20 protein-coding genes are annotated in these 22724 nt (G+C 61.8%); 17 read left to right on the forward strand and 3 right to left on the reverse strand.

The annotated features are described in order from the left end of the window. Positions 1-145 precede the first annotated feature (145 nt). Positions 146-436 (reverse strand): DUF982 domain-containing protein, encoded by a 291-nt coding sequence (locus ACS4RS_RS06490; protein ID WP_439011644.1) that lies wholly within the window; start codon positions 434-436, stop codon positions 146-148. 267 nt (positions 437-703) lie between these two features. Between ACS4RS_RS06490 and rfbF the strand changes: the two genes are divergently transcribed. The 8 genes from rfbF (at position 704) to ACS4RS_RS06530 (ending at position 8253) form a co-directional block, all read left to right on the forward strand. Then, positions 704-1477: a glucose-1-phosphate cytidylyltransferase gene (rfbF, locus tag ACS4RS_RS06495; protein WP_439011643.1), complete on the forward strand. Its 774-nt coding sequence runs from the start codon at positions 704-706 to the stop codon at positions 1475-1477. After that, positions 1468-2532 carry a CDP-glucose 4,6-dehydratase gene (rfbG, locus tag ACS4RS_RS06500; RefSeq protein ID WP_439011878.1) on the forward strand — a complete coding sequence of 355 codons (1065 nt, stop codon included), beginning with the start codon at positions 1468-1470 and terminating at the stop codon, positions 2530-2532. Before rfbF ends, rfbG begins: the two co-directional genes overlap by 10 nt. Then, complete coding sequence (locus ACS4RS_RS06505; RefSeq protein WP_439011642.1) at positions 2529-3764, forward strand: methyltransferase domain-containing protein; 1236 nt, start codon at positions 2529-2531, stop codon at positions 3762-3764. The genes rfbG and ACS4RS_RS06505 overlap by 4 nt, the downstream gene beginning before the upstream one ends. Beyond that, positions 3761-4303, forward strand: a complete 543-nt coding sequence (rfbC, locus tag ACS4RS_RS06510) for a dTDP-4-dehydrorhamnose 3,5-epimerase (RefSeq protein WP_439011641.1) — start codon at positions 3761-3763, stop codon at positions 4301-4303. The genes ACS4RS_RS06505 and rfbC overlap by 4 nt, the downstream gene beginning before the upstream one ends. Then, positions 4300-5538, forward strand: a complete 1239-nt coding sequence (locus ACS4RS_RS06515; protein ID WP_439011640.1) for a glycosyltransferase — start codon at positions 4300-4302, stop codon at positions 5536-5538. The genes rfbC and ACS4RS_RS06515 overlap by 4 nt, the downstream gene beginning before the upstream one ends. Positions 5539-5614: 76 nt before the next feature. Next, positions 5615-6763, forward strand: a complete 1149-nt coding sequence (locus tag ACS4RS_RS06520) for an aminotransferase class V-fold PLP-dependent enzyme (RefSeq protein ID WP_439011639.1) — start codon at positions 5615-5617, stop codon at positions 6761-6763. Positions 6764-6795: 32 nt separating this feature from the next. Next, positions 6796-7554, forward strand: a complete 759-nt coding sequence (locus ACS4RS_RS06525; protein ID WP_439011638.1) for a cephalosporin hydroxylase family protein — start codon at positions 6796-6798, stop codon at positions 7552-7554. Between the two features lie 24 nt (positions 7555-7578). Further along, on the forward strand, positions 7579-8253 hold the full coding sequence (locus tag ACS4RS_RS06530; protein ID WP_439011637.1) for a GNAT family N-acetyltransferase: 675 nt from the start codon (positions 7579-7581) through the stop codon (positions 8251-8253). A gap of 4 nt (positions 8254-8257) precedes the next feature. On the opposite strand, the gene ACS4RS_RS06535 is transcribed toward ACS4RS_RS06530, so the two are convergent. Continuing rightward, entirely contained in the window at positions 8258-8590 is a 333-nt protein-coding gene (locus tag ACS4RS_RS06535; protein ID WP_439011636.1) for a hypothetical protein, read from the reverse strand. Positions 8591-8649: 59 nt separating this feature from the next. Further along, a complete protein-coding gene (locus ACS4RS_RS06540) occupies positions 8650-10284 on the reverse strand; it encodes a GNVR domain-containing protein (protein WP_439011635.1) in 1635 nt (544 codons plus the stop codon). Positions 10285-10419: 135 nt separating this feature from the next. On the opposite strand from ACS4RS_RS06540, the gene ACS4RS_RS06545 reads away from it, so the two are divergent. The 9 genes from ACS4RS_RS06545 to ACS4RS_RS06585 all read left to right on the forward strand — a co-directional run bounded on the left by ACS4RS_RS06545 (position 10420) and on the right by ACS4RS_RS06585 (position 22659). Further along, entirely contained in the window at positions 10420-11469 is a 1050-nt protein-coding gene (locus ACS4RS_RS06545) for a glycoside hydrolase family 5 protein (protein WP_449313920.1), read from the forward strand. Between the two features lie 2 nt (positions 11470-11471). Continuing rightward, positions 11472-12740, forward strand: coding sequence for a hypothetical protein (locus tag ACS4RS_RS06550; protein WP_439011633.1), 1269 nt, complete (start codon positions 11472-11474; stop codon positions 12738-12740). A gap of 159 nt (positions 12741-12899) precedes the next feature. After that, a complete protein-coding gene (locus ACS4RS_RS06555; protein ID WP_439011632.1) occupies positions 12900-13916 on the forward strand; it encodes an acyltransferase family protein in 1017 nt (338 codons plus the stop codon). A gap of 274 nt (positions 13917-14190) precedes the next feature. After that, positions 14191-15075 carry a formyltetrahydrofolate deformylase gene (gene purU, locus ACS4RS_RS06560; protein WP_439011631.1) on the forward strand — a complete coding sequence of 295 codons (885 nt, stop codon included), beginning with the start codon at positions 14191-14193 and terminating at the stop codon, positions 15073-15075. 119 nt (positions 15076-15194) lie between these two features. After that, positions 15195-18116, forward strand: coding sequence for an aminotransferase (locus tag ACS4RS_RS06565; RefSeq protein ID WP_439011630.1), 2922 nt, complete (start codon positions 15195-15197; stop codon positions 18114-18116). Positions 18117-18635: 519 nt separating this feature from the next. Further along, on the forward strand, positions 18636-18830 hold the full coding sequence (locus ACS4RS_RS06570; RefSeq protein ID WP_003544544.1) for a hypothetical protein: 195 nt from the start codon (positions 18636-18638) through the stop codon (positions 18828-18830). Positions 18831-18959: 129 nt separating this feature from the next. Next, positions 18960-19955 (forward strand): P1 family peptidase, encoded by a 996-nt coding sequence (locus tag ACS4RS_RS06575; RefSeq protein ID WP_439011629.1) that lies wholly within the window; start codon positions 18960-18962, stop codon positions 19953-19955. Positions 19956-20062: 107 nt separating this feature from the next. Then, positions 20063-20980, forward strand: a complete 918-nt coding sequence (locus ACS4RS_RS06580; RefSeq protein WP_439011628.1) for a LysR substrate-binding domain-containing protein — start codon at positions 20063-20065, stop codon at positions 20978-20980. A 149-nt stretch (positions 20981-21129) separates the two neighbouring features. Continuing rightward, positions 21130-22659: an ABC transporter substrate-binding protein gene (locus tag ACS4RS_RS06585; protein WP_439011627.1), complete on the forward strand. Its 1530-nt coding sequence runs from the start codon at positions 21130-21132 to the stop codon at positions 22657-22659. The last annotated feature ends 65 nt before the right edge of the window (positions 22660-22724 follow it).

A 22724-nucleotide genomic window follows, 5' to 3' on the forward strand; every position in this document is an offset into this window, starting at 1 on the left:
TTTGCAAAGAATAGTACATTCGACGCCTTGCAGTAAAGGGCGTTGACGATGTGCTATGCCCAGATGACTGGTTCCGTGATGCCGTTTCCGGAAGTCGAACTGGCGCGGAACACCTCGAACCTTAGGTCGGCGGGTGTTCGTGGCCTCACGCAGCCATATGGGTCTTGCTGCTGCCGGGAATAACGGTCAGAACCCCCATGCCGGCTTCTCTGGCGGCGCTCAGAAGCAGCTCCCTGAGTTCATCCATTCCAGCCTGCCCCAAGACGGCATCAGCGCACGCCTTCACCGCCGCGACATATTCCTCTCCATCCTCAAACGGCCAGTCGGTCATCAGAACTTCAGCGGCGTCTCGGAGCGTCCGGACGATCTTGCGTTTGTGCCGGTCGCCGAGAAAGAGAACGAGAGGCGCAAAATCCGCCGATGTGTTCCATTGCATGGCACTTTCTCCACAAGAGTTAGAATATTAGTAACAATGCAAGAAGCGTGCCGGGGACGGCAGGAAGCCATTTCAACGGCCTGCCGGAGCACGCGCGGCACCTGGTTCGACACCCCCGCAAGCCTCGCACAAGAACGAAATCGGATACCGGGACCAGATGACCATACGGCCGTTCCACCTGTGAGTGCCCCCGCCGCATGCCGGCGGCCTCGCCGGGCGCCGGCCGAAAACCACAATTGCTTCCAAAGACTCTGGAGTTCGCTTGGGATGAAAGTCGTAATTCTCGCCGGTGGTCTCGGATCGCGCCTTGCCGAGGAGACCAGCGTGCGGCCTAAGCCCCTGGTCGAGATCGGCGGCATGCCGATCCTCTGGCACATTATGAACATCTATGCCCATCACGGTCTCGATGATTTCATCATCTGCGCCGGCTACAAGGGCTATATGATCAAGGAATATTTCGTAAACCTTGTTCTCCACCACAGCGACATCACCGTCGACCTCGGTGCCAACAGCATCAACTATCACGGCGGCAAGCGGCCGAACTGGCGGGTGACTGTCGTCGATACCGGCATGCATTCGATGACCGGCGGCCGTCTCGGGCGCATTCGCGACCATCTGACACCAGGCGAAGCCTTCTGCATGACCTATGGCGACGGCGTCGGCGACATCGATATTGCCGCCGAAGTCGCCTTCCATCGCGATCACGGCCTGAAGGCGACGATGTGCGCGGTAACACCGCCCGGACGCTATGGCGCAACGAATATCGAAGGCCAGTACATCACCTCCTTCGTGGAGAAACCGAGAGGCGACGGCCAGCGGATCAATGGCGGCTTCTTCGTGCTCGACCCTTCCGTGGTCGATCTCATCGCAAGCGACGACACGATCTGGGAGGCCGGACCGCTGGAGTGGCTTGCCGCCAACAACCAGCTTGCCGCCTTCAAGCATGACGGCTTCTGGCAGCCGATGGATACGCTACGTGAGCGCACCCATCTGGAAGAACTCTGGAATTCCGGAAAGGCGCCGTGGAAGCTATGGGCCTGACGAACTTCTGGAAAGGGCGGCGGGTTTTCCTCACCGGCCACACCGGCTTCAAGGGTTCCTGGCTTTCCCTGTGGCTGGAGCGGCTCGGCGCTGAGGTTACCGCGGTGTCGCTGGCGCCCGAGACCGAACCATCGCTCTACCAGAAGCTTGCTCCCTGGGACGATCGCGGCCATCACATCTTCGATATCCGCGATGCCGAGGCGCTTCTTGCTCTCTGCGAGCGTTTCAAGCCGGAGATCGTCATCCATATGGCGGCACAGGCGCTGGTGCGGCGCTCCTATGAAAACCCAGCGGAGACCTTCTCGACCAACGTCCTCGGAACGGCCAATGTCCTCGACGCAGTCAGACAGACGCCGTCCGTCAAGACCGTGCTGGTCATCACCTCGGACAAGGTCTACGCCAACAACGGCAGCGGCATACCCTTCGTCGAGACCGATACACTCGGCGGCAAGGATCCCTACAGCAATTCCAAAGCCTGTACCGAACTCGTCTGCCAGAGCTACCGCGAGAGCTTCTTCAAGGGGCGCGATCTCAGGCTCGCCACTGTGCGCGCCGGCAATGTCATCGGCGGCGGCGACTGGTCCAGGGATCGGCTGATCCCGGATTTCATCCGCGCCTTCGAAGGCGGCAAGCCGATCATGCTGCGTTATCCGCAGGCGATTCGCCCCTGGCAGCATGTTCTGGAACCGCTCGGCGGTTATCTAAGTTTCGCCCAGGTGCTGACCGAGGAGCGTGGCAGGGATCTGCCGGACGCCCTGAATTTCGGTCCGCACCCCGAGAGCTTCGCTACCGTTTCCGAACTTGCCGAGGCGCTCGGACGCGCGCACCGCGTCGAAGATGTGTGGCGGTCGGCGCCGGGCGAACACCTGCCGGAAGCGCCGGCGCTGACGCTGAGCTCGGCCTTGGCACTCGACACGATCGGCTGGCGCCCTCGGCTCAGCCTGCAACAGACCATCGACTGGACAGCCGCCTGGTACAAGGCCAACCGCGAGGGAGCCGACATGCGCGCTTTCTCGCTCGGCCAGATCGCGGCCTATGAGGAAACAGTATCATGACAGCGCATAATTGTCGGTTCTGCAACGCTCCGCTGAAGCATCCTTTTGTCGACCTGGGCTCGACGCCGCTCGCCAATGCCTATCTGACGGAGGCGCAACTAAACCAGCCCGAGCCTTCCTATCCGCTACGCGCCTTCGTCTGTTCCGAATGCTGGCTGGTACAGGCCGATGCCTTCGTTCCGCCGGAGGATATCTTCAGCCACTATGCCTATTTCTCCTCTTACAGCGACGGCTGGGTGGAGCATGCCCGCCAGTTTACCATCATGGCCCGCGAACGTTTCGGCCTTACCGCGGTGTCGCAAGTCATCGAGGTGGCGAGTAATGACGGCTATCTGCTGAAGCATTTCGTCGAGGCCGGCGTGCCGGTGCTCGGCATCGAGCCCGCCGAGAACGTCGCGGAGGTGGCGCGGCAGATCGGCGTTCCCACCGAAGCGCGCTTCTTCGGCAAGGAAGCTGCTGCCGACCTCGTCTCCCGCGGCCTTGCCGCCGACATCGTCATCGGCAACAACGTGCTGGCCCACGTGCCTGATATCAACGACTTCGTCGGTGGGCTCTCTGCCGTTCTGAAGCCGGATGGCGTTGTCAGCGTTGAATTCCCGCATCTGCTCCGGTTAATGGAAAACATCCAGTTCGACACGGTCTATCACGAACACTTCTACTATCTCTCGCTGCTCGCCGTCGAAAAGGTCTTCGCCGCCCACGGCCTGAAGGTGTTCGATGTCGAGGAGCTGCCGACCCATGGCGGCAGCCTGCGCATCCTCGCCTGCCGGGCGGAATCGACTGCCCACACCACGGGTGCCGGCCTTGCCAAGGTCCGCGCCGATGAGGCGGCCGCCAGCTTCGACAAGGTCGAGATCTACGAGGCCTTCCAGAGCCGCGTGGCGCCGATCAAGGATGGTTTGCTCGCCTTCCTTGACCAAGCCAAACGCAGCGGCAAGAAGGTCGCCGCCTACGGCGCTGCCGCCAAGGGCAACACGCTGCTGAATTTCTGCGGCGTCGGCACGGATCTCATCGAATATGTCGTCGACCGCAATCCGCACAAACAGGGACATTTCCTGCCGGGAAGCAAGCTGCCGATCTACGCGCCTGAGAAGATGGACGAGACGCAGCCGGACTACGTGCTTATCCTGCCCTGGAACATCAAGCACGAAGTCGTCGCGGCCAACAGCAAGGTCGGCAGCTGGGGCGGCCGTTTCGCCGTCGCCGTGCCTCAACTGACGGTGCTCGGATGAAATTCCTTCCGACCGCGGTTTCGGGCGCCTTTGTCGTGGAAGTCGATGCGCGCTCCGACGACCGGGGAATGTTCGCACGAACCTTCGACGCCCAGACCTTCGCGGCGCAGGGTTTGGTGCCGGTCTACCCGCAATGCAATGTCTCGCAGAACCACAGGCGCGGGACGCTGCGCGGCATGCATTACCAGGCGGAGCCGCGGCCGGAGATCAAGCTGGTGCGCGCCGCGCGCGGCAGAGTCTTCGACGTGGCGCTCGATCTGAGACCGTATTCACCGAGCTATCTGCAATGGGCTTCCGTCGAGCTCGATGCTGCCAGGTGCAATGCTTTCTACATACCGGCCGGGTGCGCACACGGCTTCCTGACGCTCGAGGATAACTGCGAGCTATTCTACCAGATGTCGGAAATCTACGTGCCGGAACTTGCCCGTGGCGTCCGCTGGGATGATCCCGCCTTTTCCATCGCCTGGCCGTTCGCGCCGAGCGTCATCAGCGAGCGCGACGCTGCGCTTGAAAGCTATAGCCAGGAAACAAGCGTTTGAGCGGCATCAAACTCAGCATTTGCATCCCGACCTACAATCGTGAAGCCTATCTCAGAAACTCGCTGACCTACTGCGAGAACAACTACAGGTTCGACTTTCCCTTCGAAGTCGTCATCTGCGACAATGCCTCCACGGACGGCACGCAGCAGGTGGTTGAGGAATTCATCAGCCGCGGGCTGCCGATCCGCTATTATAAACGTGAAGCCAACGCCGGCGCCGCGGCGAACGTCACGAGCGCGCTGCGCCTCGGCAAGGGCGAATATCTCATCTACCTGGCCGACGACGATATCCTGATTGCCGATGCGGTGGCCGATACCATCAGATATCTCGACAATAATCCGGAAGTGACCTGCGCCCATGCGCCGTGGTTCCTCTACGACGAAGTCGCTAAAACCGACATCATGAAGTTCTACAATGTCGAGGAAGATCGGAAGTTTCCGCACGGCAGCTTCGGCGACGTCTTCCAATTTCTATGCGAGCGCCACATCTTTCCGGAAATCGCGATCTACCGCGCGTCGACCCTGCGGTCGGCCTGGGTGCCGCGGGAGTTCTGCTTCTACCCGTTCCCGTTCCTTGCGCATTTTCTCGATCAGGGCGCGGTTACTTTCCTGCAGCGGCCGTTCTACCGCTCGATCGCCAATTCGGCGATCGAGCGCGATCGCCCGCAGGAAGGCACCAATGACGTCATGACCAGCTGGGATCGCTATCGTGGCGGGCTTGAATATTTCCTCTATACGGGCGTCAGGCGCGGAGCGCTGACCCTCACGCCCGAGACGCGTCTCATATATGACGATATGTGCAGGATTTTCACGCTCAATCGCATGGCGGTCGCCTTCCGCTTCTGGGCAGTGCGCAAGAATTTCATCAAGGCCTATGAGCTCTATATCCGCATCATGTGGGGCGGGATGCTCGACCACCCGGAAATACGCGAGTTCCGCGAAAGGCTGCCCCTGATGGTCGCCATCCAGACGCTGGTGAGCGAAGTGAATTCGGCAATCGGCATCGACACGCTGCTTCTCGCCGGTTTCACGGAAATCGCGGTGCTCGAAGACCTTATGCGCGAACTCGGCCTTAACGAAAAGGTAAGGGTGACGGCAGAACTCGGCGACAGTGCGCTCGATAGCACCGCCGTCTTCGTCAGCGTCAACAGAGACCGGGAATATTTCGTAGCTCTCGGCTACCTGCCCAATCTGGTGTTCCACGAGCACGACCTTGCCCGGCACATCATCATGTGAGCCTCGCGCCAGTTTCAAAAACTAGCGTCGTGGCGGGCGCCTGCGTCTTGATTTCAATTCAACAGAAATTAGCGGCATGACAAACAGGATCTTCTACACCAAGCCTTCCATCACCCGGCTTGAAACCGATTATGCCACCGATGCGGCAGCGACCGGTTGGGGTGCACGCTGCTACGACTACATCAATCGTTTCGAACGCGACTTCAAGACCTATCTCGGCAGCGACTTCGCCATCGCGACATCGAGCTGCACCGGCGCCATGCACATGGGCCTAGCCGCGCTCGGCGTCGGCGAAGGCGACGAAGTCATCCTCGCCGACACCAATTGGGTCGCCACCGTTTCGCCGATCGTCCATCTCGGCGCCAAGCCGGTCTTCGTCGACGTGCTGCCGGATTCCTGGTGCATCGACCCGCGCGAGGTCGAGCGGCACATCACTCCGAAGACCAAGGCGATCATCGCGACCCACATCTACGGCAATCTTTGCGACATGGATGCGCTCCTCGAGATCGGCAAGCGCACGGGCATCCCGGTGATCGAGGATGCGGCGGAAGCGGTCGGCTCCGTCTGGAATGGCCGCAGGGCCGGCTCGATGGGCGCCTTCGGCACCTTCTCTTTCCACGGCACGAAGACGTTGACGACAGGCGAAGGCGGCATGTTCGTCACCAGCGACGCCGCGCTTTACGAACGGGTGCTGACGCTCAGCAACCACGGTCGGGCTCGCGGCCAGACCAAGCAATTCTGGCCCGACGCGATCGGCTTCAAGTACAAGATGTCCAATATCCAGGCGGCCATCGGTTGCGCGCAGCTCGAACGCATCGAAGATCTGGTCACCCGCAAGCGGGAAATCCTCGCCGCCTACATGGTCCGGCTTTCCGCTCTGCCCGGCATCTCGATGAACCCGGAATATAGCGGCACGATCAACGGCGCCTGGATGCCGACCGTGGTCTTTCATCCGTCAAACGGTACTACCCGCGAGATGATGCAGCAGGCCTTCGAGACCGCCAATATCGACGCGCGCGTCTTCTTCTATCCGCTGTCAAGCCTCGACATGTTCGAGGACCGGCCACAGAACGTGAACGCCTGGAGCATTCCGGGCCGCGCGATCAACCTGCCCAGCTATCACGACATGAGCGAGGCCGATATCGACCGGGTGACGGCAACGTTGCTCGATGTCGCGGCCGGGCGGATCTATCACAACAGCACGGCATTGCGGCAGTCGATCTAAGACAGCCCTACAGCGAAGGACAAAGAACAGTCATGACCACGAAGGACGATCGTCTCGAATTCGAAGCCCACAAGCGGGAGATGTCACTTGCGCTCGGCAAGGACGAGGCAAGTTTCCAGCAATCGCTGAACACGCTGATCGGGCTCGACAAATTCGACTACTTTTATCTGTGGTCATGGATGGGGGTGCCGATTATCCAGCTTCCGGTTGATATCCTGGCGACCCAGGAAGTCATCTGGGCGACCAAGCCCGATGTCATCATCGAGACCGGCATCGCGCGCGGCGGCTCGCTGATCTTCATGGCGTCGATCCTAGCTGCCATGGGCAACGACACGGCCAAAGTTGTCGGCGTCGACATCGACATCCGCGCCCATAATCGCGAGTCGATCGAATCCCATCCGATGTCGAGCCGGATCAAGATGATCCAGGGCGGTTCCGTCGACGACGAGGTGCTTGCCGCCGTCAAGGCGGAGATTCCGCCGGGCGCCCGGGTGATGGTGGTGCTCGACAGCGACCATTCCTACGAGCACGTTCTGGCCGAATGCCGCGCCTACGGCCCGCTGGTGACGGAAGGCTGCTACCTGGTCGTCGCCGACACGCTCATCGGCCACCTGACCGAGGAACAAGCCTTCACGAAGCGCTCCAAGGTCTGGCTGCGCGGCAATGAGCCGCTGAAGGCCATCACCGACTATCTGGCGGAAACCGACCGCTTCGAAGTCGATCCGGTCCTGAACGGCAAGCTCGTGCTGTCTTCCTCGCCAGGCGGCTACTGCATCTGCCGCAAGGCGTAAGCGGACAATCAGGGATCGTCATTCATGCCGCAGGTCGATATCGTCAGCCTCAAGGACAATGCGGAGCCGGCCAGACGGCTCCGCCTGCCGATCCGGGACGATAGCGGCAGGCACCTGGGCGACCTGCAATGCATCGACAGGTCGATGCTTGACGAGCCCGGCCTGATCGACGACCTGACGAGGTGGCGCAACCAGTCAATGCCATTTTTCCTCACCCAGTTCAGCGCCACCGAGGACCGCACGCGGCACTGGCTCGAAACCATCTCGCTGCCCGCCGCCGACCGAATTCTGTTCGTCATTTGCGATCCCGGCGGAACCCGGCTCGGCAATTTCGGCGTCTGCAATATCCGGCCGACCGCGGCCGAATTCGACAACGTCATCCGCGGCCGGGCGAGCGATATCCGCAACCTGATGTTCCATTGCGGCATGACGATACTAGAGTGGATGTTTTCCGGGCTTGGGGTCGAGACGGCCGATCTGCACGTCTTCTCCCACAACGAAAAAGCGATTGGCCTTTACAAGCGACTGGGCTTTGCTGCGGCCGAAAGCCTGCCACTGCGACGCACCGAGGAAGAGGGCGCCGTCAAATATTCGATCGTCGACCGATCGCGCGCCAATGCCGGCTTCGACTATCTGAGGATGGAGCTTCCGGTCGAATATTTCCGGCAGGCGCATCCGGCGGCTTGCCGACTGGATTAAGCGCCTAGCGCACCGGCTGATAGTGGCCGCGCAGCGGGACCTTGTCGTCCATCGAGATGAAGCCATCGCGCTCGCAGACATACATCAGCGTCGGCATGCCGCCGGAGCGGAAGATCTCGTCGTAGCGGCGGCGGATCTGGACGGTTTCGGTGCGGCAATTATAGGATTCCTCCTCCTTCTTGTCCGGCTGCGCCTTGACGCCGGGCAGGCCCTTGTAGGGGTAGAGGGGCTGAACGCCGGAGTCGGCCGATTTCGTCCAGTCGACGGCAAAGGCGGACGCAGGCGCCAGGCTGGACACGGCAACGAGCGACATCAGAAGCATCATCGTAGGCCGCATGGGAATTCTCCTGCCGGCAATAGGCCGTTCACAGGATGTAGGGAAACCGGGGACCGTCATCAAGCGGCGGTCGCTGGCGACTTGCTGAAATAGCTTCTGATGACGGGGTGGCCGAAAAGGCCGGCGAGGATCGCAAAGCCGGCGCCGACGACGAAACCGGCGAGAAGACCGCCGATGATGCCGGCGACGAGCAGGATCTTCTTCCCCGGCCCGTCGGCCTTGACAGGCGGCTCGGCCGGCGAGATGACGCGAATGTTGCTCTGGTTGAGGTTCTGCTCTTCGTTCGTCTGGCTGGAGCGCTTCAGCACCGTCTCGTAGATATCGCGCGCTGCCGTCGCCTTGCGCTGCAATTCGTTCAATTCCACCTGCTTGTCCGAGGTGGTCGCCTGCAGCGCCTTCTGCACGGCAAGTTCCTTGGCGATACTGTCCTCGGCGGCCTTCGCCTGCTGGTATTCACCTCTTGCCGACGTGGCGAGACGCTGCAACTCACCCTTGATTTCGCCTGATATGCTCTGCAGCGAGGAGCGGGCCGCCTGCAGGCGAGGATGGCGCGTGCCCATCTGGCTTTCGAGGCTGCCGACGGCGGCGGCCTGGGTGGCATATTGCTGACGCAGGCTGACGAGCGGCGAAGTGACCCCACCCTCCGCCTGGTTGCCGGCGACGATATCCTCGACGCGGAGATTGGCGACGGCATCGGCGCGGGCCTTGGCCTGGATGGTTTTTTCCTGCGCCGTCACCAGCATCGTGTTCAGCGAGACGAGCCGCTGATCGGAAATCAGATTGCCCTCGGTCGCGGCCATGTCGTTGTCGGCGCGGAAGGTTTCGACGGCCTGCTCGGCCTCCAGCACCTTCTGGCGCAAATCGTCGAGGCGCCCGTCCAGCGTCGAGGAGGTGTTTTCGTAGATGCCGTTAGAGGCGCTGTTTTCTTCCTCGGTGAAGGAGGTGACGACCTGGTTGGCAAGTCTTGCCGATTTCTCGGGATCATTGGTCGTCGCGGCAAGCGAGACGACGTAGGTGCTCGCCTGCCGGGTAATGACCAGCGCCTTCTGCAGAGTGCCGATCACGGCGGCGCCATCGGTGCGGCCGCCGGTGAATTCCGGATCCTGATCGAGCTTCATGGTCTCGACGACGCGGCGCAGTACATTGCCCGAGGTCAGGATCTGCACCTGGCTGTCGATCAGCGTCGAGATCATTTCCGGTGAAGGCCCCGAAGATTGCCCGCCCGCATCGGCAAGGCCAATCTGACGCGGATCGAAATAGAGGCTGCTGACGGCGGTGAATTTCTGCCCGATCGTGGGCGCCACAACCCCGCCGGCAACGGCGCCGAGAAGGGCCAGACCAAGCACGACCAACCGCCGACTCCAGACCGCGGCGACGCTGGAGCGCAGGTCGAGAAGCGGTGCGGCAGGCGCGGCCGCTGCGTTCGACGGCGCGTCCCCGACCAGCTGTTTCATAGGCGCCGTCGGGGGCGTAGCTGGGGGCGGAGGCGCCGGGCGTTCGGCTTGGCGGGGTTGCGCAACACTTGCCGGCAGCGGCACAAAGGCAGGCGGGGTAGGTTCGGGCGTCGGAGGGACGAAATCGTCCGGGCGGACCACGGGACTGCGCATGCGCACGCCTTCCGGCGCAGTCTGAGACGACTCATAACTGCGCCAGCCAGGGAGCCGGCTTACCCTGTTCCTGTCATACTGGTTCATACGCGCACTCGTGTCCTGCCCAGCGTGAAAGACTGAAGCCGAGGTGCTCAGACTTTAGAAATTCTTAGCTAACGGACCGTTAAAATAATCTCAGCGACGCCGACGTTGCGATTTGCCGCGATTACGAGGATAGCCATGAGGACGAGACGACATCTGACGGCGCTGCTGCTTGCGGCCGCTCTCGTCCCCTCGCCGACCCTTGCGGCCGACCCACCCTGCTATCGCGGTGTCAATCTTTCCGGCGGCGAATATGGCGAGCGTGGCGGCACCTTCGGCACGAACTACACCTATCCGAGCGAAGAGACGATCGGCTATTTCGCCAGGAAGGGCATGTCGGTCATCCGGCTACCCTTCCGCTGGGAGCGGCTGCAGCCGGCGCTCCGCGGCCGGCTCGACGAGGACGAACTCAAGCGGATCAAGGATACTGTCGGGCTGATCCGCAAGCACGGCATGGCCGTGCTGCTCGACCCGCATAATTTCGGCTATTACGACAAGGTGCAGGTCGGCACGGCGCCGGCGACGGATGCCGCCTTCGGTGATTTCTGGGCAAGGCTTGCGGTCGAATTCGCCAATCAGGACGGCGTGCTCTTCGGCCTGATGAACGAGCCGCACGATATCAAGGCGACGGACTGGCTCGATGCCGCCAATGCGGCGATCCGCAGCATCCGCGCCGTCGGCGCCCGCAACCTCATCCTGGTGCCGGGCACGGCCTGGAGCGGCGCACACAGCTGGGAAGAGGATGTGATCGGCGGCGCCAACGGCACGGTGATGCTCGGCGTGCGCGATCCGCTCGACTTCTACGCTTATGAGGTCCACCAGTATCTCGACGTCGATTCCTCCGGAACCCATCCGACCTGCGAGGGTGCCACCGCCGCTGTCGAAGCGATCGCCGGCGTCACCGCCTGGCTGAAGAAGAACCACAAGCGCGGCTTTCTCGGCGAGTTCGGCGCCGCTGCGGACAAGGACTGCATGAGCGGGCTGACCGAGATCTATTCCACCATGTCCGATAATGGCGACGCCTGGCTCGGCTGGTCTTATTGGGCCGCAGGCGAATGGTGGCCGGCCGACGAGCCGTTCAATGTCCAGCCGCGAAAGGGCGCTGAGCGGCCGCAGATGCGGCTTCTCGCCAATTCGGCAAAAGCCAAAGCCGGCGCTTGCGCCAGCGTCAAGCCAGCGGGGAATTGACGGTGGCGGTCCTCGACCGGAAGGCAGCTTTCTCTATAGCCGGCAGCGCAGCCGGCGAAGCGGCGCGGACCGATTATCCCGTGCTCTGGCTCGGCCTGCTGTCGGTGCTCTACAACGGCATTCTCGCCTTCATCAACCACAACATCATGCCGCTCTCGTTGACGCATGTCGCCGCCAGCGAAGGCCTGATCATGGCGAGCGCCATCCTCTACATCCTGCACAAGGGGATCTACGAGACCGATCTGCCGGCTTTCCTGTTCCTGCTGTTCACGCTTGTCGTGACGATTTATGTCAGCGTGCTCAACCGCATGCTTTTCGTCGATCACTTCCGCAACGTTCTGATCATCTTCTGCTTTTCCGGCCTCGGCGGCTGGAGCAACGAGAGGACGATGAAGCTCGCCTTTCGCTGGGCAAGCCTTGCCGTCATGACCTTCCTGATCTTCGAGATCGTCAGCGTGCCGTTCTATGTCAGCATCGTGCATCCGTCCGATTATTTCGCCAATACGCGCGGGCTGCTGCCGCTGAGCTACAACACGACGGGCCTGTTCCAGAACGCGCTCGGCTTTCCCGAGCGTTTCTCCTTCGGCATCATCGACCACCGCTCGTCGTCGATATTCCTCGAACAGGTGTCGCTCGCCAATTTTTGCGGCGTGATCGCGATCTATCTGATTTCCATGTGGGAAAGAATAGGCCGCTGGGACCGGCTGCTGTTTGTCGGCACCGCGGTGCTGATCCTGGTGACGAACGACACCCGCACGATGCTGATCTTCTGTTTTGCCTGCATCGTCGGCTATTTCGTCTTTCCGAAGATCCCGAGGAATTTCAATCTGGCGCTGATGCCGCTGATCGTTGCCGCCGGCTTCCTCGTCTACACCTTGAAACCCAATGCGACCGGCGACAATTTCACCGGCCGCATCAACCTGACGATGAAGAAGATCATGGAGCTCGATCCGCTTGCCATCCTCGGGCTTTCGGTCGACCGGGTCGCCGAATTCGCCGACAGCGGCTATGTCTACCTGATCTACGCGGCGACGATCTTCGGCGTCATCGCCCTGTGGCTGTTCGTCTGCCTCTTTCCCGCCGGTCGCACGGCGGCGCAGCGGCGTTGCGCCCATTCACTTTCTCTTTTCATTTTTCTGAATATGATGATCGGGGGGACCGCTGTTTTCTCGATGAAGATCGCCGGGCTCCTGTGGTTCGTCGTCGGATATATGCGCTTCCACGACAGCCCGCGCCTCCGGCAGGATCGTGCGGCGGATGTAGAGAGTTGACCGCAGCGGCCCGGCGCCCGCGCGAGCCCTAGAACGGGATGATTTTAGGCCGGATCGGCCTAAAATCTGAATCCTGTTCTAAATCAAAGAAATAGAGCATGATGTCGTCCGAAACCGCCCACACTTTTCGGCATCATGCTCTGGGGAGCAAGACGCTCGATGCTTGTCCAGCTTCAATATCTGCGCGCTGTCGCGGCGCTGATGGTCGTCTATTTCCACGCGATCTTGCAGCTTGCCAAGGTCAATCCCGCGCTCGACGCCACTGCCTTCGTCTATGGTGAGACCGGCGTTGACATCTTCTTCGTGCTCAGCGGTTTCGTGATGTGGCTGACGACGAGCGGACGGGCGATGAGCCCCATCGATTTCGCCCGCCGGCGCATCAAACGCATCGTCCCGCTCTATTGGATGGCAACATTGTTTTCGGCTGTCGTGGCGCTGGTGGCCCCCTCACTGCTGAAATCGACGGTGTTCGACCTGCCGCATCTGATCGCCTCGCTGTTTTTTCTGCCATGGGCCAATACCGCCGATCCGAGCACGATCACCCCCGTCGTCGTGCCGGGCTGGACGCTGAACTACGAGATGTTCTTCTATCTCATCTTCGCGCTGCTGCTGCCGGTCTCGGAAACCCGCCGCATCCCGGCAATGTTTGCGGTCTTCGCCGTCATCCTGATCGCCTGCCGGCTGCTGCCGGAAACGACGGCCACCCGCTTCTACGGGGAGCCCATCATTCTGGAGTTTCTTGCCGGCACCGTGCTCGGCTGGCTCTATCGGCAGAAGGTGCTTCTGCCGAATCGCTGGGCATGGGTGGCGCTGGCCATCGGTTTTGCGTTCCTCTTCATCAATGAGGCGCTGATGCGTCCGGAAAGCCGGTTCTACGCCTGGGGAATCCCGGCGATCTTCATCGTCTACGGCGCGGTCTCGATCGACTTTTCCAGGCTGCCCTTTATCGGCTGGATGAACTATCTCGGCGACTGCTCCTACAGCATCTATATCACCCACGCCTTCACGCTCGCCTTCCTGAGGGTCGTCGCCGACCGCCTCCCGATCGGCGTCCTGCAGCAGCCGGTGCTCTTCGTGATCCTGTCGCTGGTGCTCTCGTCGATCGGCGGCGCCATCATCCACGAAATCACCACGCCGCGGCGGAAGGTCGCGGTGGCGAGCCGCCCGCCGGCCTAACTTCGCCCATCGAAGGCGAGAATACGCATGCCCACGGCGCTGGCGGCACAGTTTTTTGCGTAACTTCTCCTAAGCTAAGGCCTGTCGCGCAAAACTGTGCAGCGGTTTTGCGATAACGACATGCGAGACATAAAGACCCGGAAGCGAGAGAACTTGCACAAACATGATGGGTCATCTTGCAATTTGTCGCATGAATGAAAGCGCACCGGCCTGTTCGCGGCCCAGGCTTTGATCTAAGCACGGCCGCGGCCTTGAAGAGGGAAGAGGGAGAGACATGAAAAGCTATGTATTGACGGTATCCTGCAAGTCGACACGCGGCATCGTTGCGGCGATTTCGAGCTATCTGGCGGAGAAGGGCTGCAACATCATCGACAGCTCGCAGTTCGACGATCTCGATACCGGCAAGTTCTTCATGCGCGTCTCCTTCATTTCCGAAGAAGGTCTGGCCGGCTCAGAGATCGGCGCCGATTTTGCCGCCGTCGCCGCGCCGTTTTCGATGGATTACGAATTCCACGACAGCGAAAGCCGCATGAAGGTGCTGCTGATGGTGTCGCGCTTCGGCCATTGTCTCAACGACCTGCTCTACCGCTGGAAGATCGGCGCCCTGCCGATCGATATCGTCGGCGTCGTCTCCAACCATTTCGACTACCAGAAGGTCGTGGTCAATCACGACATCCCCTTTCACCATATCCCGGTCACCAAGGCCAACAAGGTTCAGGCCGAAGCCCATATCATGGAGGTCGCCGAGCAGACCGGCACCGAGCTGATCGTGCTTGCCCGCTACATGCAGATCCTGTCGGACGAGATGTGCCAGAAGATGTCGGGCAAGATCATCAACATCCACCATTCCTTCCTGCCGAGCTTCAAGGGCGCCAACCCCTACAAGCAGGCCTATGGCCGCGGCGTCAAGCTGATCGGGGCAACGGCGCATTACGTCACCGCCGATCTCGACGAAGGCCCGATCATCGAGCAGGACACGGCCCGCATCACCCATGCGCAGTCGCCGGACGACTACGTCTCGATCGGCCGCGACGTCGAAAGCCAGGTGCTGGCCCGCGCCATCCACGCCCATATCCACCACCGCACCTTCATCAACGGCAATCGAACCGTGGTCTTCCCGGCAAGCCCCGGCAGCTACGCCTCCGAACGCATGGGTTGAACGCGGTCGAGACCCACATCTCTTTTGCTGGCAAACGGCAATCTCCCGTTGCCTGCCAGCAGCAAGTATTTGATTATCGCCTTCAATAGGTAATCGAATCATGCTGCGGGAGGGGTGTCATGACCGACGAGGCGCTTGTTGATCGCATGTCGCTGCCGCGCCCCAACGTGACCGTTGCCGACGCGGAAGAGATCCTTCTTGCCCATTACAGCCTGTCAGGCACCATCGCCGAGCTCGGCAGTCAGCAGGATCGGAACTACCGCGTCGATAGCGATCGCGGCCGCTACGTCCTGAAGATCTGCCATGCCGCTTACGAGACCCGCGAACTCGAAGCGCAGAATGCCGCGATCCATCATCTCAAGAGCAAGCAGGATGCGCCACGCGTTCCCAATGTGATCGCCAGCAATGAGGGGCGGGAGATCGTCGTACTGACCGTGCGCGGGCAGGTCTACCAGGTCCGGCTGCTGGAATATCTGGAAGGCCAGGGGCTGACCGAGCTGACCTACCTGGCGCCTGGTTCCGTTGCGGCGCTCGGCGCGCTCTGCGCGAAGCTGGCGCAGGCGCTTGCCGATTTCAACCATCCCGGCCTCGACCGCAGCCTGCAATGGGATCTCAGGCGGGCCGGGCCGGTCGCGGTGCAGCTGCTTTCCGCCATCACCGACAGCGCCGCGCGCGACCGGATCGCCAAGACCATGGTGATGGCCGTTCGCCGCATCCAGCCCTTGGCGCCGTCGCTTCGACTGCAGGCGGTGCATCACGACGTCACCGGCGACAATGTCGTCGGTCATCGCAGCGCCCATGGCCATATCATTCCCGACGGAGTGATCGATTTTGGCGACATCATCCGCGGCTGGCTGGTCGGCGACCTCGCCGTCACCTGCGCGTCGCTGCTGCATCATGCCGAGGGCGACCCCTTTCATATTCTGCCGGCCGTCACTGCCTATCAGGCGATCTATCCGCTGACCGAGGAGGAATTGAAGGCGCTGTGGCCATTGATCGTCGCGCGCGCGGTCATTCTCGTCGCCAGCAGCGAGCAGCAAATTTCGGTCGATCCCGAGAATGAATATGTGCGCGGCAATCTCCACCGCGAGCGGGCGATCTTCGATACGGCGATGTCCGTTCCCTTCGATTTGATGGAAGCCGCAATTCTCGAGGCAGCCGGCGCGGATATCCCCGCCCCGGAACCATCGGGATGGCTGCCGCTGCTACCTGACATCGATCCCGACGGGATCGCCTATGTCGATCTTGGGGTGCGGAGCCCGCATCTTTCCGCCGGCAACTGGCTGAATGCCGACATGGACTGGCGGCTGCTTGCCCGCGCTGCGACCGAAAACGGCACGGCAGCGACGCGCTACGGCGAATATCGGCTTTCCCGGGCGGGAACCGCCGGAAGACAGGCGACCTGCGCTCTGCATATCGATATATGCCTTGCCGCCGGCAGCGCGGTCGCCGCGCCCTTTGCCGGCCGCATCGGCTGGAAGGACCAGCATCTGACACTCACCGGCGACGGCATGACCTTGCACCTCGACGGGCTCGACCTCTCGGTCGAGGATGACGCCGCGCTTGCCGGCGGCGACCCGTTGGGCACGGTTGTCGGCGAGGCTTCGTCGCTCGGCGGGCTGCGCGCCCAACTTTGCCGCGTCGCAGGGCTAGAGCCGCCGCTTTTTGCCACACCGCGCGAGGCGGCGGCCTGGTCGATGCTCTGCCCTTCTCCCGCGCTGCTTCTCGGCCCTGGAGCCGATGCACCGAAACCGGAAACCGCCGAGCTGCTTGCCAGGCGGCAGGCACATCTGGCAGGGGCGCAGAAGAATTATTACGCAGCGCCGCCGCAAATCGAGCGCGGCTGGAAGGAGCATCTATTCGATGTCGAGGGCCGCGCCTATCTCGACATGGTCAACAATGTCTCCATTCTCGGCCATGGCCATCCCAAGCTTGCGGCGGCGATCAGCGCCCAGTGGCTGCGGCTCAACACGAACTCACGCTTCCACTATGCCGCGCTTGCGGAATTTTCCGAGCGGCTTGCAGCACTATCGCCCGACGGGCTCGATACGGTCTTCCTGGTCAACAGCGGCTCGGAGGCGAACGATCTGGCGATCCGGCTGGCGCAAGCTCATAGCGGCGCGCGCAACATGCTTTGCCTTCTCGAAGCTTATCATGGCTGGTCTTCGGCAAGTGACGCCGTCTCCACCTCGATCGCCGACAATCCGCAGGCGCTGACCACCCGGCCGGACTGGGTGCATGCCGTCGAGTCGCCGAATACCTATCGCGGCGCATTCCGCGGTCCCGATACGGCGGCCGGCTATCTCGGCGCCATAACGCCGGTGCTGGAGGCGATCGACGCCGGTGGCGAGGGCCTTGCCGGCCTCATCTGCGAATCGGTCTACGGCAATGCCGGCGGCATTCCGCTGCCGGATGGGTATCTCGGCCAGGTCTACGCGCAGGTGCGCGCCCGCGGCGGCCTCTGTATCGCCGATGAGGTGCAGGTCGGTTATGGCAGGCTCGGCCATTATTTCTGGGGCTTCGAGCAGCAAGGGGTCGTGCCTGACATCGTCACCATCGCCAAGGGCATGGGCAACGGCCATCCGCTCGGCGCCGTCATTACCACCCGGGAGATCGCTGGGTCGCTGGCGAAGGAGGGCACGTTCTTCTCCTCCACCGGCGGCAGCCCGGTCAGTTGCGTCGCCGGCATGACGGTGCTCGACATCATGGCCGAGGAAAAGCTACAGGACAATGCGCGAACGGTCGGCGATCATCTCAAGGCGCGGCTTGCCGCGCTGATCGACCGCCATCCGATCGCCGGCGCCGTGCACGGCATGGGGCTCTATCTCGGGCTCGAATTCGTCCGCGACAGAACGACGCTGGAGCCGGCGACCGAAGAGACTGCGGCAATTTGCGAGCGGCTGCTGACCCTCGGCGTCATCATGCAGCCGACCGGCGATCACCAAAATGTGCTGAAAATCAAACCGCCGCTCTGCCTCAGCATCGAAAGCGCGGATTTCTTCGCGGACATGCTGGAAAAGGTGCTCGATGAAGGCTGGTGACATGGGCTCGCCGTCTTAACCAAATCGGTCATTTCAAGGCACTTCGATTTTTGATGAAACGGCCCATTGCCTGAATCAGCCGGGCTTCCTATGTCTGCTGCGGCGGTCGAAGGAGTTTCGATTCTGTCATGCGAATTTTACGAAGAGCTGATATGTTTCTTTCTATAAGTTCGATAAGGATGGAATGAATTTTTTCGGATCGTCGATATTTTGACACGTTTCGGAATATGTTTCTGACAGGCTGCAGGATAATCTCTACCAAGTTAGTAGATTATCAGCGACAGCCATCGCCGGCCCCGGGCTCTTCCGGGACCTCTCAAGTGCAACGCCAACACAAGGAACGAGCATGACAGACATCGATATTCTCGCCGATCTCCTTGGGCGATCTGTGCTTGGCAATGACCGTCCGGGCGCCCTCTCCCGCCCGAACTGTCGAATGTGACGTTCGTCCTCCTTTCAACGGTACCAGACAAGTCAATTCGCCATGGCTGCGCATGTCGCGCGGCAGGAGTTCTATCTATGAAGAAGCAAGTTATCGAATATGCAGGCGTTCCCGTCGGGATCGTCATTCCCGATGAAGACCGGCTGAAATTCATCGCCGTGAAATTTCATGTCCACGACCTCGACGAGCAGCGTTTCGGCTCGCCTGACGAGGTGCGGCTGGCGATCCACGATCTGATGACCCGCCGTCATCCGAAGCCGCTTCATGCCTGAGGGCATGAGGCCGGCACTCGCATTCACGGCTTTTCCCGATGTTCGACCGGTCCCGCCATTCGGGGCCGGTCTTGTTTTTTGAGGGCAATTGCAGTCCTATCGGCGGCCTTTCCGCATAAGGATCCGCCCGTGCCCGATCTTCTCAACCTCATCACCGACATTGACGGCGTTTCCGTCGGCCATGCGACCGACCTTGCGCTCGGTTCCGGCGTCACGGTCATCGTCTTCGATGCGCCGGCTGTCGCATCCGGCACGGTGCTCGGCGGTGCGCCAGGCGGGCGCGATATTGGCCTGCTCGACCCGTCGATGACCGTCAACGCCGTCGATGCCTTCGTGCTTTCCGGCGGCTCGGCTTTCGGGCTGGATGCGGCCGGCGGCGTGCAGGCGGGATTGCGCGAACTCGGCCGTGGCTTTGCGGTCGGGCCAGTGCGCATTCCGATCGTGCCGCAGGCGATCCTGATGGATCTGCTGAATGGCGGCGACAAGGATTGGGGGCTGCACTCGCCCTACCGCGACATGGGTTACGCCGCGCTGAAGGCGGCCGCCAAGGGCGCATTCGCGCTCGGGACGACAGGCGCCGGCACGGGGGCGACGACGGCCACTTTCAAGGGCGGACTCGGCTCGGCCAGCGCCGTCAGCAGCGCCGGCCATCGCATCGCAGCGATCGTCGCCGTCAATGCGCTCGGCTCGGCAACGATCGGCGTCGGACCGCATTTCTGGGCGGCCCCCTTCGAAAAAGACGCAGAATTCGGCGGGCTCGGCATGCCGGCGATCGCCGATCACAGGATGCGGCTCAAGGGCATGAACGGGCCGGCGACGACGATCGGCGCGGTGGTGACCGACGCGCAACTGACCAAGGCCGAGGCGCACCGGCTTTCGCTCGCCGGCCATGACGGCCTTGCCCGGGCGCTGCTGCCGGCGCACCTGCCGCTTGACGGCGACACGGTTTTTGCCGCGTCGACCGCCAGGCATCGCCGAGACGACATGGCAAGCCTGATGGAGCTTTGCCATCTTGCCACCATCGTCATGGCGCGGGCGATCGCCCGCGGCGTCTACGCCGCCACCGCGCTGCCGGCCGAGGGCGCACAAAAGGCTTGGCGCGACCGCTATCCCGACGGCCATTGATTGAATAGGGTCGCAAGCGTGAAGCTCGTTGTTTTCATGCATATCGTTATCCCGTATCCGGGCGACATGCATGGGCACATCGACCATGCCGAATGGCGGAGACTTGAATGCAAATCCGGGCGCTGATGTATTTCGACGAGTTGGTCAGGACCAACTCCATGCGCCAAGCGGCCGAGAACCTCAATGTCGCGCCGACGGCGATCAGTCGGCAGATCGAGAACCTCGAATATTATTTCGGCGCGCCGCTCGTCGAACGTAGCGCACGCGGCGTCAAGCTGACGGCTGCCGGCGAGCTACTTGCTGCCCGCGCCGGCCGGACATTGCGCGAACTCGGCCATGTGCAGCAGTTGATCGAAGACCTCAAGGGCCTGCAGCGCGGCCGTGTTAGCATCTATGCGAATGGGGCGACCGTCGCCAATCTGCTGGCGCCGGCGCTTGCCGAATTCAGTCTGAAATATCCGCAGCTGCGTTTTGCCGTGACGATTACCAGCGCGCGACAGGCTGTCGATGCCGTCAACAGCGCCGAGGCGGATATCGCGGTGACGCTGTTTGCCCCTCCTATGTCCGGCACCAAAGTGCGGCTGCGCTCCGAGATCGCCTATGATCTCATCACCACGCCGGACCATCCGGCGGCCGCACATGCCGAGATCCCGGTCAAAACGCTCGCCAGCTATGCACTAGCACTGCCGGACCAATCCTTCGGCTTTCGCCAGGCCTTCGACGCGCTGTTCGAGAAGGAGGGGCTGAGCCTCGACCCCGTCTTCGTCACTAGCTCGCTCGAAATGCTGAAGGAACTCGTGCTCAGCGGCGCTGCGGTCACATTGCTGCCGGCGCTGACTGTCCGCCGCGAGATCGAAGCGGGCCAGCTGCGCGCCATTCCGGTCGCCGGCAAGACCGGCATCCGCACCCATGTCGATCTCTGCGTCGCGCCGGACCGGCAGCTGTCCTTCGCGGCGACGAAGCTGCTCGACTTCATCGAGAGGTTCATGCGCGAGCGCGCAAACCCTCGGGCCGGGAAAGACTGATGCTTCCGACTTGCATTGGCGGCGAATGTGCGGTGTAGCTTTTTCGGCTACACCGAGCACACAAAATCGTCATTGTGTGTGCACTGGCATAGTGCCACTCTATTCTCAACGGGCCTTCGCCATTGAGGCATGGCCAGACAGGGGACATGATGATCAAGCTTTCGTTTGTACCTTCGGCGCGTTTCATCGGGCGGCTTTCCCTGGGCGCCGCACTTTCGGCCGGCGTCGTGATGACGGCGATGAGGCCGGCCGAGGCGGCAAAGGCCACCCTCAATCTCGGCATGAGCGTCGAACCGACCGGCCTCGACCCGACGATCGCAGCCCCGGTCGCGATCGGCCAGGTCACCTGGCAAAACGTGTTCGAAGGGCTGGTGACGATCAACCAGACCGGCAAGATCCAGGCGCAACTGGCGAAAAGCTGGGAGATTTCGCCAGATGGCCTGACCTATACGTTCAAGCTGCAGACAGGCGTCAAATTCCACGACGGCGAGGCCTTCGATTCCGCCGCCGCCAAGTTCTCGCTCGACCGCGCCCGCGGACCCGATTCGGTTAATCCGCAGAAACGCTTCTTCGCCTCGATCGCCTCGATCGATACGCCCGACGCCGAGACGCTGGTGCTGCATCTTTCGGCGCCGACTGGTAGCCTGATCTATTGGCTCGGCTGGCCGGCCTCGGTAATGGTCGCGCCCAAGACCGCTGCCGCCGACAAGGTGACGCCGATCGGCACCGGCCCCTTCAAATTCGTCGGCTGGGCGAAGGGCGACAAGGTCGAACTGGAAAAGAATGCCGATTACTGGAACAAGGCCGCGGCCGCCAGGCTCAACAAGGTGACCTTCCGCTTCATCGCCGATCCGCAGGCACAGGCGGCTGCACTGAAATCCGGCGATCTCGATGCCTTTCCGGAATTTGCAGCCCCCGAACTGATGAGTTCGTTCGACGGCGATGCCAGGCTCGTCACCAGGATCGGCAATACCGAGCTCAAGGTCGTTGCCGGCATGAACAATGCCAGGAAGCCGTTCGACGACAAACGTGTCCGCCAGGCGCTGATGATGGCGATCGACCGCAAGACGGTGATCGACGGCGCGTGGTCCGGCCTCGGCACGCCGATCGGCAGCCACTACACGCCGAACGATCCGGGCTACCAGGACAAGACCGGTGTGCTACCCTACGACGTCGAGAAGGCGAAGGCGCTGCTCACCGAAGCCGGCTACCCCAACGGCTTCACCTTCACGATCAAAGCGCCGCAGATGGCCTATGCTCCGCGTAGCGCTGAAGTGATGCAGGCGATGTTTGCCGAGATCGGCGTAACGATGAATATCGAGCCGACGGAATTTCCGGCGAAATGGGTCCAGGACATCATGAAGGACCGCAGCTTCGACATGACGATCATCGCCCATGCCGAACCGCTCGACATCGACATCTATGCCAGGGATCCCTATTATTTCAATTACAAGAACCCTGCTTTCAACGCGCTGATGAAGAAAGTTCAGGAGACGGCCGATCCAGCCCAGCAGAACGCGATCTATGGCGAGGCACAGAAGATCCTCGCCGAGGACGTGCCGGCGCTCTATCTCTTCGTCATGCCGAAACTCGGCGTCTGGGACGGGAAGCTGAAGGGGCTGTGGGAGAACGAGCCGATGCCGTCCAATGTGCTGTCCGGGGTTTCGTGGGAGGAGTGAGGCGAGGTCTGCGATGAGGTGATGGCTTTGAACAGCAACATGTATTTGGCAGATATAGCGCGCAT

It is taken from the genome of Rhizobium sp. F40D2 (genome assembly GCF_051810745.2).
Lineage (GTDB): Bacteria > Pseudomonadota > Alphaproteobacteria > Rhizobiales > Rhizobiaceae > Rhizobium.